The sequence below is a fragment of the Bacillus cereus group sp. RP43 genome, assembly GCF_040459645.1.
Lineage (GTDB): Bacteria > Bacillota > Bacilli > Bacillales > Bacillaceae_G > Bacillus_A > Bacillus_A mycoides_C.
Genome location: NZ_JARVHQ010000001.1, coordinates 2,462,688 through 2,478,168, shown reverse-complemented (window position 1 = coordinate 2,478,168; position 15,481 = coordinate 2,462,688). Strand labels below are relative to the sequence as shown.

The window sequence follows — 15,481 nt, the reverse complement described above, 5'->3', positions numbered from 1 at the left end:
TTTTATTTTAATAGAAATCCTGTTGGAAACGGATCTGTAGGGTCTAATAGAAACGTCTGCATGCCTGTAATAAACCCTCTACTTTCAAAACGGAAAATGTATCCTGGCTCTTCTTTCTTCACTTGTTCCACTGTTATAAAGCTATTAAAAATACTTTCATTTTTAAAAGCTTTATCCGCTATATATTCATTTTTAAATAAAGCATGAACATAAGACACAATAGTAGAAACAAAACCTGGTGAACGCACTATAAAGTTATCTTCATGAAATGTAATCGACTTTATATGGTTCTTTTCTTTTTGCATAGAATCTACTAAAATAAGTCTTTTTATTAATGACTGTTTTTGTATAGCTTGAAGTGTAGCTTCTCCCCATTTTTTCAATTCAGAAATGTTTTCAATACGAATTTCTGGTGATTTCGTATCCTTTTCTACAACTGCATATACTTTATCTGCCTGTATAAGAGAGTAACTTATATTACCAATCTTTAAATTTTTCTCAATCATATAACATAGTTTGCTTTCAAACGAAACAGATATAACTTCATCATTCTCTACATACGCATGAACTGAAAATATTCCAGATAGCGTTTCAATTTTGTATTGATTAGACTCCCTCTTTTTTAAATATCCACTTTCTAGTAACATCGTTATTACGGCGACAATACCACCATAATGAAGAGGGATTGGTCCTTCATGATTAAAAAACAATACCGCTGCATCCACTTCCGTATGAATAGAAGGAACGACAATACATCCATTTAAACCGATAAAACCACGTGGTTCATTTAATAAAAGCCTCATTTCTTCTGCTAATTCGCCTGAAAATTGTTCATTTAAATGTTCTAAACTGTAGTAGTATTTGCATGGTACGTCTTTCATTACACGAAATGCTTCGCCAGCTACGTGCACATCTACTGCTGTATACATTTTTTGAATGTTCATTTTACATCCTCCGTTTCATGCTCCATCGGCGGAATTAGCAAAAAGCCTTCTTTAAGCGGATCCTTTTCATTGTAAAAAAATCTATGCATTCCCATAAGCCAAGCTGATCCCGTAATTTTCGTTACTACAGCTTCAATGTTTTCTACATATGTCGTATTCATAACACACCCTTTAAATAGTGAACCTACAATACTCTCATGAACGAATTCTTCATCGATGTCGATTTTTTTATGAGCGTATAATACAGCTAACTTCGCTGATGTTCCTGTACCACATGGAGATCGATCTATTCCTCCCGGCGGAACAACAACTGTATTTTTCACATGCGCACTTTCATGAGTAGGATCTGTATAAAATTCAATATGTGTTAATCCTCTTATAAACGAATACTCTGGATGAATGATTTCAAACTTCTCATTAATTGTGTTTCGAATATGAATCGCCTTATCAATGATTGTAGATGCGTTTTCTGGTACTAACTCTAGTCCTACTGACTTCGCATCGATAATGGCATAAAAATTTCCTCCATACGCAATTTCAGCCTCTACAGTTCCAATTCCATCGACGTGTACAGAAATATTTTTCAGTAAAAAAGCTGGTATGTTACAGAAGGAGACTTCTTTCGCCTTACCATTTTGAACAGTAATATCTACTTCAACTAAGCCAGCTGGCGTATCTAGCTTTAAAGAAGTAACCGGTTCAACTACTGAAATTAAACCTGATTCAACTAAAGCTGTACATACACCAATTGTATCGTGGCCACACATCGGTAAATATCCACCTGTCTCTATGTATATAACACCTATATCAGCTTCAGGATGACACGGATCTGTTAATAGTGCTCCTGACATTACATCATGACCACGTGGCTCATTCATTAACAATTTGCGAATCCAGTCATACTCCTTTTTCATATGTAACATCTTTTCTGCCATCGTCTCTCCAATTAACTTAGGAAGTCCGCTAATTAATGTCCTCGTTGGATTCCCACCCGTATGTGTATCAATCGTCGTAAAGACTCTTTGTGACCTCATCCGTTTAACACCCTTTCTGTAAAACGACTCAAACGAAGTGGTTCAATAGGAATGATTGTTTCTTTTTCGTTTAATAACTCTTCAATCACTTTCCCAGTAACTGCGGCAAGACTAATGCCATCTCCTTCATGCCCTGCTGCTATAAAGTAGTTCGGGATATGTTCCACACGTGAAATGATCGGCAAATGATCCTCTGTCCACGGACGTAATCCAGCATATGAACGAATCACCATCATATCCGCCATTTTCGGATAAAAACGAATTGCTCTGTTCGCAATACATTTAATAACCTCGTTATTTATCCTCGTATGAAAACCTACAAACTCTCTACTACTACCAATTAAAAAATTTTGGCTTTCTGTCGGCTCAAATACAAGAGCTACCCCATATTTTTCAGTTAAAGCATCCACTTTTCGTTTTCCACCAAATTTAGAAATCAAATAACCAAATTCCATTACTTTACGGCAACCTACGTGTTGTTGCCTTGAAGCTACAATAATATGTCCCTTTCTCGGTTCAATTGGGATATTCACATCTAACATCTGTCCGATTTTAGGAGCCCACACACCGGCTGCGTTCACCACTTGCTTCGCAGTAAACGTCCCATTTGTCGTTTCTACAATAAAGGAACCATCTATATCTCTTTTCATTTCTTTCACTTCTGTATGATTAAAAGCTTTTGTACCAAATTTCTTCGATTCTGCAAGAAGTGAAAAAGCAAGAAGATATGGATTTACAGTCGAATCCGTTGCACATTCTAAACCGCCTAATAAATCATCTGCAAAAAATGGTGATTCCTCTCTTATATCTTGCCTGTCAAGCATTCGAAACGGTAATCCAGCTTCTTTTTGACGATTTACCCATTGCTGTGCTGCTTCCATTTCTTCGTCTGATTCACAAACGAGAATGCTTCCTGGCGCCCTATATTCAAATGAGTGCTCCAACTCTTCACTTAAATTAGTTACTAATTTTTGACTTACTAACGACATTTGACTATCAAAACCTGGGTCTTTATCAATAGCCAAAATATTCCCGTCACACCGTGAAGACGTCCCACTGACAAATTCCCCTTTTTCAATGATTGTTACGTCTCTTCCGTATTTTGAAGTGTAATAAGCGATAGAACAGCCTATAATACCACCGCCTATTATTAAAACGTCACAGTGTCTCACCTAGCACCCCTCCTTTCTCCTAAATCTCTCACTATCTATTTATGCAATTGATGTGCCAACTCTACATACAGAACTATTTATATGAAATAATTTTTATTTGTAAAAATATTTTAAATTTATCGTAAATAGGTGTATTATTTTTTTATCACTGTCTAAATTTTTATACATATCAGGAGGGCGCTATGACATTTTCATTTCCAACAATCAAAGAGTTTATGAAAATTTTGTCTATCGATTATAAAAGTAGCATTCAACACATTAGCAAAGTAGATGGGACATTTTATTACCTCCCTTCTACTACAGAAGAATATAGTTGCGGCTATATATATGAGGACGACTCGTTCACTGCTTTAATTGATGCGCTTTCACATGCATTAGCCGTTGTCATCATTAACAAAAACGAAGAGCCAATATGTTGTATAACGGCTCAGCAAGTGATTCCGTTTCTTTATAAGTCTTACACTGAGCTACAATCTTTTTATAACACTGTAATTCAAACGACTGATTCTTCTGTTACAGTCATTGATGAAAAAGAATGTGTCCGTACGTGGACGGATGGTGCTGAAAAAATCTTTTCAGTTAAACATAATGAAATTATCGGACAACCAATTACTCGTTTTTTTGATTATAAAGATTTGGAAATCTTGCAATCATTGCATGATGGAAAAAGAATAATCGCTCAATTCCATCAGCCTCGTCCTGATTTGTTCGTATTAATAAATTCAAACCCAGTTTACTGTAACGATGAAATTATAGGAGCAGTCGTTTCAGAAACAGATGTTACAAATCAAGTTGTATTGAATGAGAAACTATTTAACATGTCACATGAAATGCACCGTTTAGAACAAGAAGTAGCAAAATATAAAGATACATCCGATCCTTTCCTTGCGATGAATGGAAAAAGCCCTGTTATACAACGAACGATTCAATTAGCTAAAAAGGTTTGTTCAGTAAAATCAACTGTTTTAATACTCGGCGAAAGCGGTGTTGGAAAAGAAGTGTTTGCGAAAGCAATTCATGAAGCAAGCGAGACAGCAAATGCCCCTTTCATTTCAATTAACTGCGGCGCAATCCCAGAAGCGCTTTTTGAAAGTGAATTATTTGGTTACGAGCGCGGAGCATTTTCTGGTGCAAATAGTAAAGGTAAAAAAGGGAAAATAGAGCTCGCGCAAGGCGGTACTTTATTCCTTGATGAGATTGGAGAAATGCCTCTCGATATGCAAGTGAAACTTTTGCGTGTACTACAAGAACGAAAGTATTACCGAGTTGGTGGAGAAAAAGAAATAAATATTGATTTCCGCATTATCGCTGCTACAAATCGTGATTTACAAGAAGAAATGAGAAAAGGAACTTTCCGAGAAGATTTATACTATCGCTTAAATGTAGTTAGCTTGCATATTCCGCCACTACGCGAAAGACGAGAGGATATTATTGAATTAACCTATTCCTTCTTAAACGATTTTTCAATAAACTATAACAGGCCTATTCGCGACTTACCTTCAAATATTATGCATGAACTGCTTCATTACAATTGGCCTGGTAATATTCGCGAGCTCCGCAACGTAGTTGAAAGACTCGTCGTATTTGCGACAGACGGCATTATTAAACAAGAATATTTACCATTTCATACAAATGAAACTTTAGACAATCATACGGCTCAATCCCTATTACTCAACAATAATACGATTCTTTCTTTACAAGAAGAAATGGATGAGCACGAGAAAAAGGTAATTGAAAGAGCTTTACGCATTTTAGATGGTAATAAATTAGAATGTGCGAAACAACTTGGCGTAACGAGGGCCACTTTATATAACCGTTTAAAAAGACTGGGGTTACAATAAAGTCAAGCTTTAATCAGTGGGGGTTTTGTTCATCCCCACTTGATTATCAGCCCTCACCAATCGGGCTTTTACGGGCAGCCCGACCCCCACCTAATTTCTTTGCTTTCACTGAATTTCGAGGTGGGGTCTTACTGCCCAGCAAATAGCGGGATAACCCCTCTCCTCCTCTATATTGGCATAGTTTTTGCATAATAATTTGCATAAACCGAACTAGAGGAGGAATACATATGACGAATAAAGAGAACTTAATTGTTTGTCGTTGTGAAGAAGTTACATACGGACAACTTCAATCGACAATTGCTGAATATAATTGCTCAGCTCGTGAGTTAAAACTAAGAACACGTGCTGGTATGGGTTTTTGCGGCGGTAGAACATGTAGAATGACAATAGAACGAATGGTAGAAAGTGCGAACCCTAACATATCCCAAAATGAAATTCCATTAAAATATCAACCACCAGTGCGTGCGGTTACTTTTGGAGCAGTAGGTGACAATCAATGAGTAGAATTACACATCACCCTATTTTAGGTAGTTTAAATAGTAGTCAGCGTATCAATTTTCAATTTAATGGTCAACAATATGAAGCATATGAACATGAAACGATAGCGGCCGCTCTACTTGCAAACGGAATACGAACGTTACGAGTACATGAAGATAGCGGGACACCGCGAGGTATTTATTGTAATATTGGACATTGTTCAGAATGCCGCGTGACTGTAAACAATCAAACGAACGTACGAGCTTGCTTAACTGTAGTTGAAAACGATATGGTTGTTGCAAGCGGAAAACAGCATCCAAATATCGTGAGAGAGATGGTGAAAAAGCGATGATCGATGTAATTATTATTGGTGCAGGACCAGCAGGATTATCAGCTTCCATCTCTTGTGCACGTTTTGGACTTAACGTACTTGTTATTGATGAATTTATGAAGCCGGGCGGGAGATTGTTAGGACAGTTGCATCAAGAGCCTACTGGGGAATGGTGGAACGGAATAGAAGAATCAAAGCGCCTTCATGAAGAAGCAAAATCCCTTTCAGTCGATATTCGGTGCGGTGTTTCCGTATATAACTTAGATAAAGATGAGAGGTCTTGGTTCGTACATACAAATATCGGTACGTTAGAAGCACCGTTCGTACTAATTGCTACCGGGGCTGCTGAGTATTCTATTCCCCTTCCTGGCTGGACACTTCCAGGAGTTATGTCAATTGGAGCAGCTCAAGTTATGACAAATGTTCACCGAGTTCAAGTTGGGAAAAAAGGAATCATTATTGGTGCTAACATTTTGTCATTCGCTATTTTAAATGAATTACAATTAGCTGGAATTAAAGTAGAACATATTGTACTTCCTGAAAAAAGTGAGTTAAGCCAAAAGGCTGGTGAACCAGAAGAAGTTTTGAACTCTCTTTTAAATGCAGCTCACCTCGCTCCTTCTGCTTTTCTGCGTTTAGGTAGCCGTTTTATGAAATATGATTGGATTCGAAAAGCTGGATTAACCTTCTATCCAAATAACGGGATGAAAATAAATGGGACACCACTTCATCTCCGGAAAGCTGCACTTGAAATTATCGGTACAGATCAAGTTGAGGGTGTGCGTGTAGCTAATATTGATTCTAACGGAAATGTTATTAATGGCTCAGAAAAGATATATGAGGCTGACTTCGTTTGTATTGCCGGAGGTTTGTATCCTCTTGCTGAGCTTGCGGCTGTAGCTGGATGCCCTTTCCATTACATTCCGGAATTAGGCGGACATGTTCCACTTCATTCAGAAGAAATGGAAACCCCTCTTCATGGTTTATTTGTAGCTGGAAATATTACTGGCATTGAAAGCGGTAAAATCGCGATGGCGCAAGGAAATGTCGCTGGATTTTCAATCGTGAAGCAAGCAATGCAAACATCCAATTCGGTTGAACAACACTTGCAACAAGCAATTCAAGATGTCCACACTGTGCGTCAACAAGCTGCCATTCAGTTTAACCCGATGGTTGATGTTGGGAGACGGAAAATGAATGAGATCTGGCGTGATTTTCAATCATTTGAAGAAAATCAACAAATGAAAGCGTGAAAAACTAGCATATAAAAAAGCGGTGGATTCATTTCCACCGCCTTTTTTATAATTTTTGTACTACATCTAGTATTTCTGTTACGTCAATTACAGGAACCAAAAGTATTACCTATTTTTCATTCCGACTAAAACTTTCGATATCGACATCCATAAATTTATAAACATTAAAATTCCGCAAATATCAGCGACAATTACATACAATCCTATAAATTGGTTTTCAAAGTGGAACAACGGAGTGTAATAAATGGCCATAATTAAGGATATAACCATGGAAAACAGAAGCAGTTTTTTCCTAGTTATCATATAAATACAATACAAAAACGTATAATAGGCCCAAAATTGCGCAGCATACCATGCATGAGATAGTCGAATACCTGTTTTCGTGTGCAAAGTTGTTAATACCAGTATGCATATTACAAGTAATACAATTACTGGTGCAAATCTAACAAATTGCAAAAGATTTATTAAAAAGCGTTTTTTTGAACTTGAGTGATTTACTTCGTATTTAAACATCTGTTTCGTTATATAATGAACAAAAAATATTAATCCTACACTAATAGCTAACATAAAAAATATCATTACTACGCCTTCTTTTCTAATGTATTAATCAACTGTATTTTAAAAATCAATAGGGCTTAACCTAATAAAAATTACACCAACTAAAATTTTTATTAAACCATCTACTATAAAAAAGACATCTAGATTTACGTTAGTAATGATTAATCCTATGAATGAATTGATTATTAAAATGATGGATAGAAAAAACATCATTTTTCCATGTACCGGAATAAACATTAAAAAATGAACACCTACAGCTAAAAGAATTAATAGCCAGCAATTTCTATAATCATCACCAACAAAATGAAAAATGAGAAAAACTAAAATAGCCAATATAATCATTGAAAAATTAGCCCACTTTTTTTGTTCCGGTGTTCCAGAACCAACTGCAAATTTCTTCCTAGTTTTAGAGTTCAATTGCCATATCATTCCTAATGTATAAACAATAATAAAAGGCCACACGTTTGGATAGCCGTTATGTTTTATTAAAAGTAAAAACATTGCTGCTCCAGCAATTATTAGCCAAATCCCATTAATCTTTTGTCTAGGATACTTGTAAGTTTGTGTTTCCATGTTCCGTTCTCCTTTTTCGAACTTTTCTAATCTTCTCGATATACACACTTCTTTTTTACCAGAAGCCTCATGAGCAAATTCAGCTAAATTCAAACCATCATTCTTCTACCTCGCTTTGAATAATAAAATATAAGATTTCTGAAATAGCATATCAAATATAGTTGCGATTTATTTGTCGTAATTCGTCGAATAGATAAATAAAAGTCGTTTTATGTCAAAATTATTATTTATTTGGATAGCCAACTTTGGATTAGATAGATAAAATGATGCAAATACTAAATTGAAGACACATGAAATACTGGATTTTATTCTAAAAGAAGAAACATACTAGCAATATTAATCCAAATAAAAAACTGTTAGAGCATAAGGCTCTAACAGTTTTATTGTTCATTATTATTAAATTTCGCTAATGCGTAAATGCCTTCTTCATCATCTAATTCAAGTTGCAATCTTGCTGCAAATGAATTGACGTTGTATTCTCGATCAAGTAGTAAGCGTAGCGCTTCGATTAGGTTTGCTTGAATTAATATTTGTTTGCGACCATTTACCTCTACTTCAGCAGAGAAACCGTAGTCGTCATCATACATTAGTTCAACTAAAACTTCTTCTGGACCCACTTGTCTTTTTTCAGCGATATATACGCAAAGCGCATTTATTAATTCTTGTTCAGAAATTTTTATTGTTTCCATGCTACTTCATCTGCCTTTTTCTTACGTTGATCTTTGAAGTATTTAAATGCACGAACTGCTAACATTACAATACCAGCCATTACTAACATATTTACCATAAACGCTAATACAGAACCAAGAGCTCCCATATTTGCAAATAAGCTACCCATTAGTAAACCACCAAGACCACCTAGTAATAAACCTTTCATAAAGCCACCTTTATTACTTTTTGGTGCTGTGTTTGTTGCTTTTGTTTTTGAATCTGTTGTCGTTTTTTGTGAATTTACATTAGAATCTTTTTTGTTTAAATCCACTTTTGAATTTTGACCAGAACTTGGTGAATATGATTTTTTACCAGATTTGTAACTTTTCGCTTCCGCGTGATTTACGAACATAAAGCTACTAGCCCCAAAGATAACCATGAATGCTGTCATTACTGCTACAAGTTTTTTCAACATATTATATCCATTCTCCTTTTATATAGATATATGTGAAATCTATCTTTCTTTTAAAACAAGAATGATAGATTTATTTTAAAACCTTTTTAAAGGTTCTTATGAACTCATTATATGAACTTTTGTCGAAATGTGCAAGTATTATTTACTATCGACAATAATTCCATAACAAAGGAAAAATTAAGAAAAACGGAATTGACTTTAAATGAAACAAAACATATTATAAGTTCATAAGAACTTTTTATAATTTTGGAGGTGAAAAGATGGAAACATTTCATCTCACACGAAACGAAATGGCAACGCTCCTTCTATCACTTAGAGGATGGAATCCGAAAAAGCCTCTTAGCATTTTACAAGAAGCTTGGGCAAAGTCACATAAAAAAGATATTGAAAGCGGACAAAGCGTTACAGCTTTTATTACAACCGCACTTTCACCTATTTTTGAAAAATTAATTAAAATCGATGATACAGATGTTGGTTTTTCTTTAAATGAAATAGTTGCGCTTGGTAATCAGATTGAAAACACGAGTTTCTCTGTAACTGCTATGCAAAACTGGGTGAAACGAGATATAAAAGAAATGATTGGCTCCCCTCAAAAAGGGAAGAAATACTCAATCGAACAAGCAGCCTTACTATTTATTGTTGAAGATTTAAAAACAGCACTTGATTTTGAATCTATTCGTAAACTGTTACGACTCATCGTAAATGATCCGGCCGACCGAAGTGATGATTTAATTAACCCTGTTCATTTATATGTAGCTTATTCCTCTTTATTTGAAGAACTGAATCAAGGGAATTGCATACAACTAAATGCTACAGATACGATTCATACGATTGAAAATATTGTAAAAGAAAAAGCTGATAAAATCGCAAGCAAGTTCGATCAAATAAATAACGAACAACGCGAAGCAATTCGTAACGCTATTATTATCGCTACACTCTCTGTACATACCGCTTATGTACAAATGTTAGCGAAACGTTATGTGACAGCAACATTATTTTTACAAAATTTAGATGTGAAGCCGTAAAAAACAAGCATCCCCCTGTCATATATGTAGGACAGGGGGATGCTTGTTTTCAATCAATATAAAATACACAAATCACTTTACATTTAAGTTTCATTCTACAATGTTCATTTCTTTCTATTAGATCCCTATCAGATTTTCTCGATAAACTTAATTACTTCATTTTTATAATTATATTTATCATTAATTTCTTGTAATAATTCAATATCATGCGTATGAGTTTTTCCTGTCTCTAGCAGCTCACGGTATAAATCAATATAAGGAAGATTTTTATTAGTGGCATTTTTATATTCCTTTTCTACATCGTAAAAAACCTTTTTAAACCTCACATCAGCAATCCCTGCCTCATCAATTTCAAGAATTGCATACTGAGCACGTAAGTCAGAGTTTAGCTTATTCCACTTGTAAAAAGGTTGTCCAACTGTTCCTGGGTTAATAATTAATTGATCATTGCTACTATAGCGCAACAATTGATGGTGGGTATGAGCGTAAATCGCAATATCATAATCACGATCAAATAACCGATCAAACTGTTCCTGATTATTAGTGGGCCATAAATCTCCTCCGTAATTTTTATTTTGTAGATTATGACTAATACTGATTGATAAATCATTAACCTGTTTTGTTATATGTAATGGTAAATTTTTAATATGATTAATATAGTTTTTATCCAAGTTTTCACATTGATACTGAACTAATCTAGAAACATAAATATCAGTTGCGTTATCAATATCAATGTTTTTATTAAGAACGTCAAGAAAGCTATCTTCCCAGTTTCCTTGTACATAAGTATCAACGTTAATACTATCTAACATTTCAAATAAATCATTCGATCCAGGACCAGGCATAATTAAATCTCCTAAACACCAATAATTAGTCACACCTTCTTTCATAGAATCTTCGATAACTGCCTTTAAAGCAGTTGCATTTCCATGAACATCTGCCAGTACAGCAATTTTATGTTTCATGTATTTTATTCCCTCCTCTGAATTCACGTTTCCATCTCATTCATTTTTTATTTTCGAACCAAATCAAATTGAATAGGCATATTCTTTTTTAGGCAATTTTACTATCTCTTGAATGAAATTCGATTTTTCTAAAATGTCCTCTATCTGCCCCTCACTATAAACGTAAATACCACCTACGTATGAACTGTAAGCCTTTTTCTCAGTTATTACCACTGCGGTGCTATTTTCCTTTTTATAATCACCCTCTATTCCTTTTTCAAATGACAAACTTTTAGTTGCTGAAAAATAAAGATGGATTAATGCTGCTATTTCTATGTCATCTGATTTTGCAAAGCACTTTATTTCATTTATAATCATTTCATCTTGTAACGGAAGAAAGTCCTCTATCTCTATCTTCTTTTATAAAAGAAATTTTGTAGCTCAGGGGTATAGAACGAAAGATTTTTCTCCTTCTATTCGTAAGCACTCGAATTCAAGCGAGGAATAATATAAATCTCTATTCCAAAAATCTAATTGATCCATTCCTAATGAATTAAATAATAGTTCATCTATAATTGGAAAACTCCAACTTCTGTTAAAGCTTTCGTTACATCATCTAATAATCCAGGAGTCTGATTTAAAATCGTGCGTATTTTTTCATCCTCTTGAATGTTTCGTATCGTCCACTCACCATGATCTTCACCTGATATTTGCTGAAAACAATGTGAATATGGACCATGTCCAGCATCATGTAGAAGAGCTACAGTAGATACTAGCTTTCGTTCATATTTCGATAAATGTATATCACCAATCTCAGTAAGGTGTTCTATCACTTTATTTACTAGTACATATACACCTATCGAATGTTCTTCCCTCGTATGTATTGCGTTCTCATGTAAAAAATAAGTATGTCCTTGTTGTTTAATATAGGCCAACCTTTGAAATGTTTTTGTATTTATCAATTGAAGGATATCTCTATCATGAATAGAGATTTGGCCATAAATCGGATCTGCAACATGCATACATTCTCCTCCTATTTTGTAAATTAAAACCTATATTATTATACTTAATTTTCAGTCTATTATCATTAATATATGAGAAATTTTTAATAAACTTTTCATTATCTCTTCATGAAAACTGGGCTTATGTCCTTTACTATAATACTTATACGAGACATAAAAGAATTGAAATAGCAATCCCCTATATAAATAAGGTATAATCTACATATAGTGAACCTTTTATGTCATTAAGTAAAAGGGCATACATTCAAAAATCCACACATTAGAAGGTGCAACAATGTTAAGTAGTTTTATTCACTCAGTATTAACGTTTTTTGAAGGATTAGGTTATTGGGGCATTATGCTTGGACTAATGATTGAGATTATTCCAAGTGAAATTGTCCTTGCTTATGCAGGATTCTTAGTATTCAATGGTAGTATCTCATTTATTGGTGCAGTTGTATTTGGTACTATTGGCGGCGTTATTGCTCAAATCTTTATTTATTGGATTGGACGATACGGTGGACGCCCTATATTAGAACGTTACGGAAAATATATTTTTATTCATAAAAAACAAATCGATGCTGCCGAAGATTGGTTTAATCGTTACGGAACTGGCGTAATTTTCACAGCGCGCTTCATTCCAGTAGTGCGTCATGCGATTTCAATCCCTGCTGGTATTACAAAAATGCCATTACTACGTTTCACTACATTAACGGCACTTGCAATCATCCCTTGGTCTATTATTTTTATTTATTTAGGTGAAAAACTAGGTGAAAACTGGGAGAATATTAATGATATTGCTGGACCGTATGTGAAATCGTTCGCTATCGGTGGCGTCGTACTTATTCTTTTATATTTCGTAATAAAAAAGTGGACAAAAAAACGTAAAAAACTTGCTTAAGATAATAAGAAAACCGCTAAAAATTCATTCAGAATTATAGCGGTTTTTATTATAGGCTTGATTACGTATTAAAAATTGTATTATTTCTTCTTTATGCTTCAAGTCATGCTGAATGAGTGACAAAAAGTAATTATTTAATCTCACTTTTTTTGTACCAAATTGGTAGTCATTATAAAAATATTGGGTGGGAATCCGCTCAATTTGCTCCACTAATTGTTTACGAGTAAAGCTAAATTGATCTATTAGTTCTTCTTTTGAAATACCTGATCTCGCATATTTTATTGCACCCTCATTCATTTCCTCAACATCTGTTGGAACATTGGGTACAGATTGTTCACTTAAAAAGTATGGAATTCTAAACTTCATTAAAAACTTATCCCAAACGATAAAATGTGAAATCACATCCGCAATTCCCCATGAACCTTTTCTAAAAGGTTCAAACCATACATCATTAGTTACACACTTCAATGTTTGACACCATTCTATTAGTCTTAACTTTTCTTCCAGAATACTTTCTTTCTCCATAATTCATTCCTTCTTCTTTCACACTAATAATCGATTCATATATAACTTCTAGACATTACATAAAAACCCCTCCAGTTTAAGATTTACGTGGATAAGCAACAATTCAGTCATATAATTCGTATAGTAACTTAAAAGGAGTGATTCCCCTATGCACTGGCAGCAAAAAGTACCATACTTAATTGGACGCCCTGTTGGTGTTTCACTCATTAATGGGCAAGGGACATCTGGCGTTTTATGCGGCGTACAAAATAATCAATTATTTGTTTATGAATACCTTTACCAAGCTCAATTTGCAATGAAACATTATGACTTTAGACAAATTCAAGATATACACGCCTTTCCAAATTGCCCACACCAAAATCCTTTATACTAAAAAACAGGAACGGCTTTATTGCCGTTCCTGTTTCTAAGTTGTTATTTCTCAGAATAAAACTTCTGCACAGCTTCATCAAAATAGATCCAGCCTTTCCAGCCTAAATGAATCGTATCTTTTAAGAAATACTTATCATATTCATGGCTAGAGAAATCGACTACTGGATACCCTGCTTTCTCAACTTTCTCTCTAACCTTTGTATAATACACTTCACGACGTTCTTTCGGGAAACCCGCGTAATCATACCAAGGTCCATTTACAGGTACAGAAATAAAGAGTGGCTTAACATTTTTTTCTTTGAAAAGATCTAAAACAATTTGTAAGTCATCATATTCTGGTGATTCATCATACGATTCATTTGCTCTAAAATTTTTTAGGCCTTTTAATTTTTTCTTTAAATTATGTTTATAGTAATACGGGTTTTCAATTCCAAATGTATTTGTAGTAGACTCCGCTTGCCCTTCTTGTTCCGCATGTTTACGTGCATTCTCCCAAGAAATTGAACGTAGTCCCATATTTGTTTTCTCTTTCATCGGTTCAATCTTAAATAAAGAATTAAATAAATCTCTATGATCTAAAATGTTTCGGTGCATATAAGCAAGTGGTTTGGCTAGACCTGCTTTTATGTTATGTTTCGTATCATTATAAACAATACCTTCTAATGAATTTTTTAATATATCATCTTTTTGAACAACTTTATAATCTAATAGTCGTTTCGCGATCTGCTTCTTCATTTCAGGTTTAATTTCATCATTAAAAATAAAATGATATGCTTGTTGTTTGGAGAAATTATTAGTAAAATCCCCTTGTGATACACCTGTTTTTGTAAACCATTGTGGCGAAAGAACAAAGACGACTTTTTTACCTTCCAAATCATCCATTGTAGACGTCAGATTTAAAATATGAGCTAAACTTTGCGTACCGCCAGTTCCAATTAAAAATGGTGTAAAACCTGCTGGATTTACTTTGAAATAGTTAGATGGATGGTATGCATCCATTCGTAAAAATTCAGATGAACCGTACATCGGTAAATACTGCGAATTCTCTAACATTTTCTGTTGTAAGAAAACACTTTGTAGTTTTTCTTTTTGTAAGGACGTTGCCGCATCTTCTATCTTTTTATCACTAATTAGCGATACTAAACTTTTAGATGGAATAAGCAATACAATGAAAAAAAGTACACAGGCTAAAATAATTGGTCCGAAAGCATGCTTCATCTTCATCAAATATTCCTCTTTCCATTACTATTAAATTGTAACCCTTGTTTTTGACACGTCATTTTTTCTCTCCTTTTTCTCTATACATGTTCCATTCTATTTATCTATTATATACATGTATGTATTTCCTTCCTTGTTCTATTAAGTCCTATACAAATAGCGCAAGAAAATGTTTCCAAAGAAACA

Annotated in this window: 17 protein-coding genes and 1 pseudogene; 7 read left to right on the top strand and 11 right to left on the bottom strand. The window is 34.3% G+C overall.

All coding sequences use genetic code 11. From position 1 onward, the window contains the following. Positions 1 to 2: 2 nt before the first annotated feature. From QCI75_RS13085 to QCI75_RS13075, 3 genes are read right to left on the bottom strand one after another with little or no spacing between them, the layout of a single operon-like run. Positions 3 to 944: a proline racemase family protein gene (locus tag QCI75_RS13085; protein WP_353760620.1), complete on the bottom strand. Its 942-nt coding sequence runs from the start codon at positions 942 to 944 to the stop codon at positions 3 to 5. After that, entirely contained in the window at positions 941 to 1,978 is a 1,038-nt protein-coding gene (locus tag QCI75_RS13080) for a proline racemase family protein (RefSeq protein ID WP_144507236.1), read from the bottom strand. The genes QCI75_RS13085 and QCI75_RS13080 overlap by 4 nt, the downstream gene beginning before the upstream one ends. After that, the gene (locus QCI75_RS13075) at positions 1,975 to 3,150 is read right to left on the bottom strand and encodes an NAD(P)/FAD-dependent oxidoreductase (RefSeq protein ID WP_353760619.1); all 1,176 of its coding nucleotides are present in this window, start codon (positions 3,148 to 3,150) and stop codon (positions 1,975 to 1,977) included. Before QCI75_RS13075 ends, QCI75_RS13080 begins: the two co-directional genes overlap by 4 nt. Before the next feature lie 182 nt (positions 3,151 to 3,332). Here QCI75_RS13075 and QCI75_RS13070 point away from each other — a divergent pair, with 182 nt between their 5' ends. From QCI75_RS13070 to QCI75_RS13055, 4 genes are all read left to right on the top strand, one after another. Then, the gene (locus QCI75_RS13070) at positions 3,333 to 4,991 is read left to right on the top strand and encodes a sigma-54 interaction domain-containing protein (RefSeq protein ID WP_144507238.1); all 1,659 of its coding nucleotides are present in this window, start codon (positions 3,333 to 3,335) and stop codon (positions 4,989 to 4,991) included. 227 nt (positions 4,992 to 5,218) lie between these two features. Then, the gene (locus QCI75_RS13065; protein ID WP_144507239.1) at positions 5,219 to 5,491 is read left to right on the top strand and encodes a (2Fe-2S)-binding protein; all 273 of its coding nucleotides are present in this window, start codon (positions 5,219 to 5,221) and stop codon (positions 5,489 to 5,491) included. Continuing rightward, a complete protein-coding gene (locus QCI75_RS13060; protein ID WP_144507240.1) occupies positions 5,488 to 5,820 on the top strand; it encodes a (2Fe-2S)-binding protein in 333 nt (110 codons plus the stop codon). The genes QCI75_RS13065 and QCI75_RS13060 overlap by 4 nt, the downstream gene beginning before the upstream one ends. Further along, the gene (locus tag QCI75_RS13055) at positions 5,817 to 7,052 is read left to right on the top strand and encodes an NAD(P)/FAD-dependent oxidoreductase (protein ID WP_144507241.1); all 1,236 of its coding nucleotides are present in this window, start codon (positions 5,817 to 5,819) and stop codon (positions 7,050 to 7,052) included. Before QCI75_RS13060 ends, QCI75_RS13055 begins: the two co-directional genes overlap by 4 nt. Before the next feature lie 105 nt (positions 7,053 to 7,157). Here QCI75_RS13055 and QCI75_RS13050 read toward each other — a convergent pair whose 3' ends face one another. From QCI75_RS13050 to QCI75_RS13035, 4 genes are all read right to left on the bottom strand, one after another. Continuing rightward, positions 7,158 to 7,631, bottom strand: a complete 474-nt coding sequence (locus tag QCI75_RS13050; protein WP_144507242.1) for a hypothetical protein — start codon at positions 7,629 to 7,631, stop codon at positions 7,158 to 7,160. Between the two features lie 39 nt (positions 7,632 to 7,670). Continuing rightward, on the bottom strand, positions 7,671 to 8,183 hold the full coding sequence (locus QCI75_RS13045; protein WP_144507245.1) for a DUF6609 family protein: 513 nt from the start codon (positions 8,181 to 8,183) through the stop codon (positions 7,671 to 7,673). A 380-nt stretch (positions 8,184 to 8,563) separates the two neighbouring features. Next, positions 8,564 to 8,872: a YxcD family protein gene (locus QCI75_RS13040; protein ID WP_002172318.1), complete on the bottom strand. Its 309-nt coding sequence runs from the start codon at positions 8,870 to 8,872 to the stop codon at positions 8,564 to 8,566. Then, on the bottom strand, positions 8,860 to 9,309 hold the full coding sequence (locus QCI75_RS13035; protein WP_097810928.1) for a hypothetical protein: 450 nt from the start codon (positions 9,307 to 9,309) through the stop codon (positions 8,860 to 8,862). The genes QCI75_RS13040 and QCI75_RS13035 overlap by 13 nt, the downstream gene beginning before the upstream one ends. A gap of 260 nt (positions 9,310 to 9,569) precedes the next feature. Here QCI75_RS13035 and QCI75_RS13030 point away from each other — a divergent pair, with 260 nt between their 5' ends. Then, the gene (locus QCI75_RS13030) at positions 9,570 to 10,334 is read left to right on the top strand and encodes a DUF1836 domain-containing protein (RefSeq protein WP_000447223.1); all 765 of its coding nucleotides are present in this window, start codon (positions 9,570 to 9,572) and stop codon (positions 10,332 to 10,334) included. A 128-nt stretch (positions 10,335 to 10,462) separates the two neighbouring features. Here QCI75_RS13030 and QCI75_RS13025 read toward each other — a convergent pair whose 3' ends face one another. Beyond that, positions 10,463 to 11,299: a metallophosphoesterase family protein gene (locus QCI75_RS13025; RefSeq protein WP_144507243.1), complete on the bottom strand. Its 837-nt coding sequence runs from the start codon at positions 11,297 to 11,299 to the stop codon at positions 10,463 to 10,465. Positions 11,300 to 11,362: 63 nt separating this feature from the next. Beyond that, a pseudogene (locus tag QCI75_RS13020) lies at positions 11,363 to 12,300 on the bottom strand (HD domain-containing protein). A 274-nt stretch (positions 12,301 to 12,574) separates the two neighbouring features. Between QCI75_RS13020 and uptA the strand changes: the two are divergent. Beyond that, complete coding sequence (uptA, locus tag QCI75_RS13015; RefSeq protein WP_353760618.1) at positions 12,575 to 13,180, top strand: undecaprenyl phosphate transporter UptA; 606 nt, start codon at positions 12,575 to 12,577, stop codon at positions 13,178 to 13,180. Positions 13,181 to 13,204: 24 nt separating this feature from the next. Here the strand turns inward: uptA and QCI75_RS13010 are convergent, their stop codons facing one another. Beyond that, complete coding sequence (locus QCI75_RS13010) at positions 13,205 to 13,705, bottom strand: DinB family protein (RefSeq protein ID WP_144507102.1); 501 nt, start codon at positions 13,703 to 13,705, stop codon at positions 13,205 to 13,207. Between the two features lie 148 nt (positions 13,706 to 13,853). Here QCI75_RS13010 and QCI75_RS13005 point away from each other — a divergent pair, with 148 nt between their 5' ends. Continuing rightward, the gene (locus tag QCI75_RS13005) at positions 13,854 to 14,078 is read left to right on the top strand and encodes a hypothetical protein (protein WP_002032598.1); all 225 of its coding nucleotides are present in this window, start codon (positions 13,854 to 13,856) and stop codon (positions 14,076 to 14,078) included. A 41-nt stretch (positions 14,079 to 14,119) separates the two neighbouring features. Here the strand turns inward: QCI75_RS13005 and dltD are convergent, their stop codons facing one another. Next, positions 14,120 to 15,301, bottom strand: a complete 1,182-nt coding sequence (dltD, locus tag QCI75_RS13000; RefSeq protein WP_353760617.1) for a D-alanyl-lipoteichoic acid biosynthesis protein DltD — start codon at positions 15,299 to 15,301, stop codon at positions 14,120 to 14,122. Positions 15,302 to 15,481: the final 180 nt, after the last annotated feature.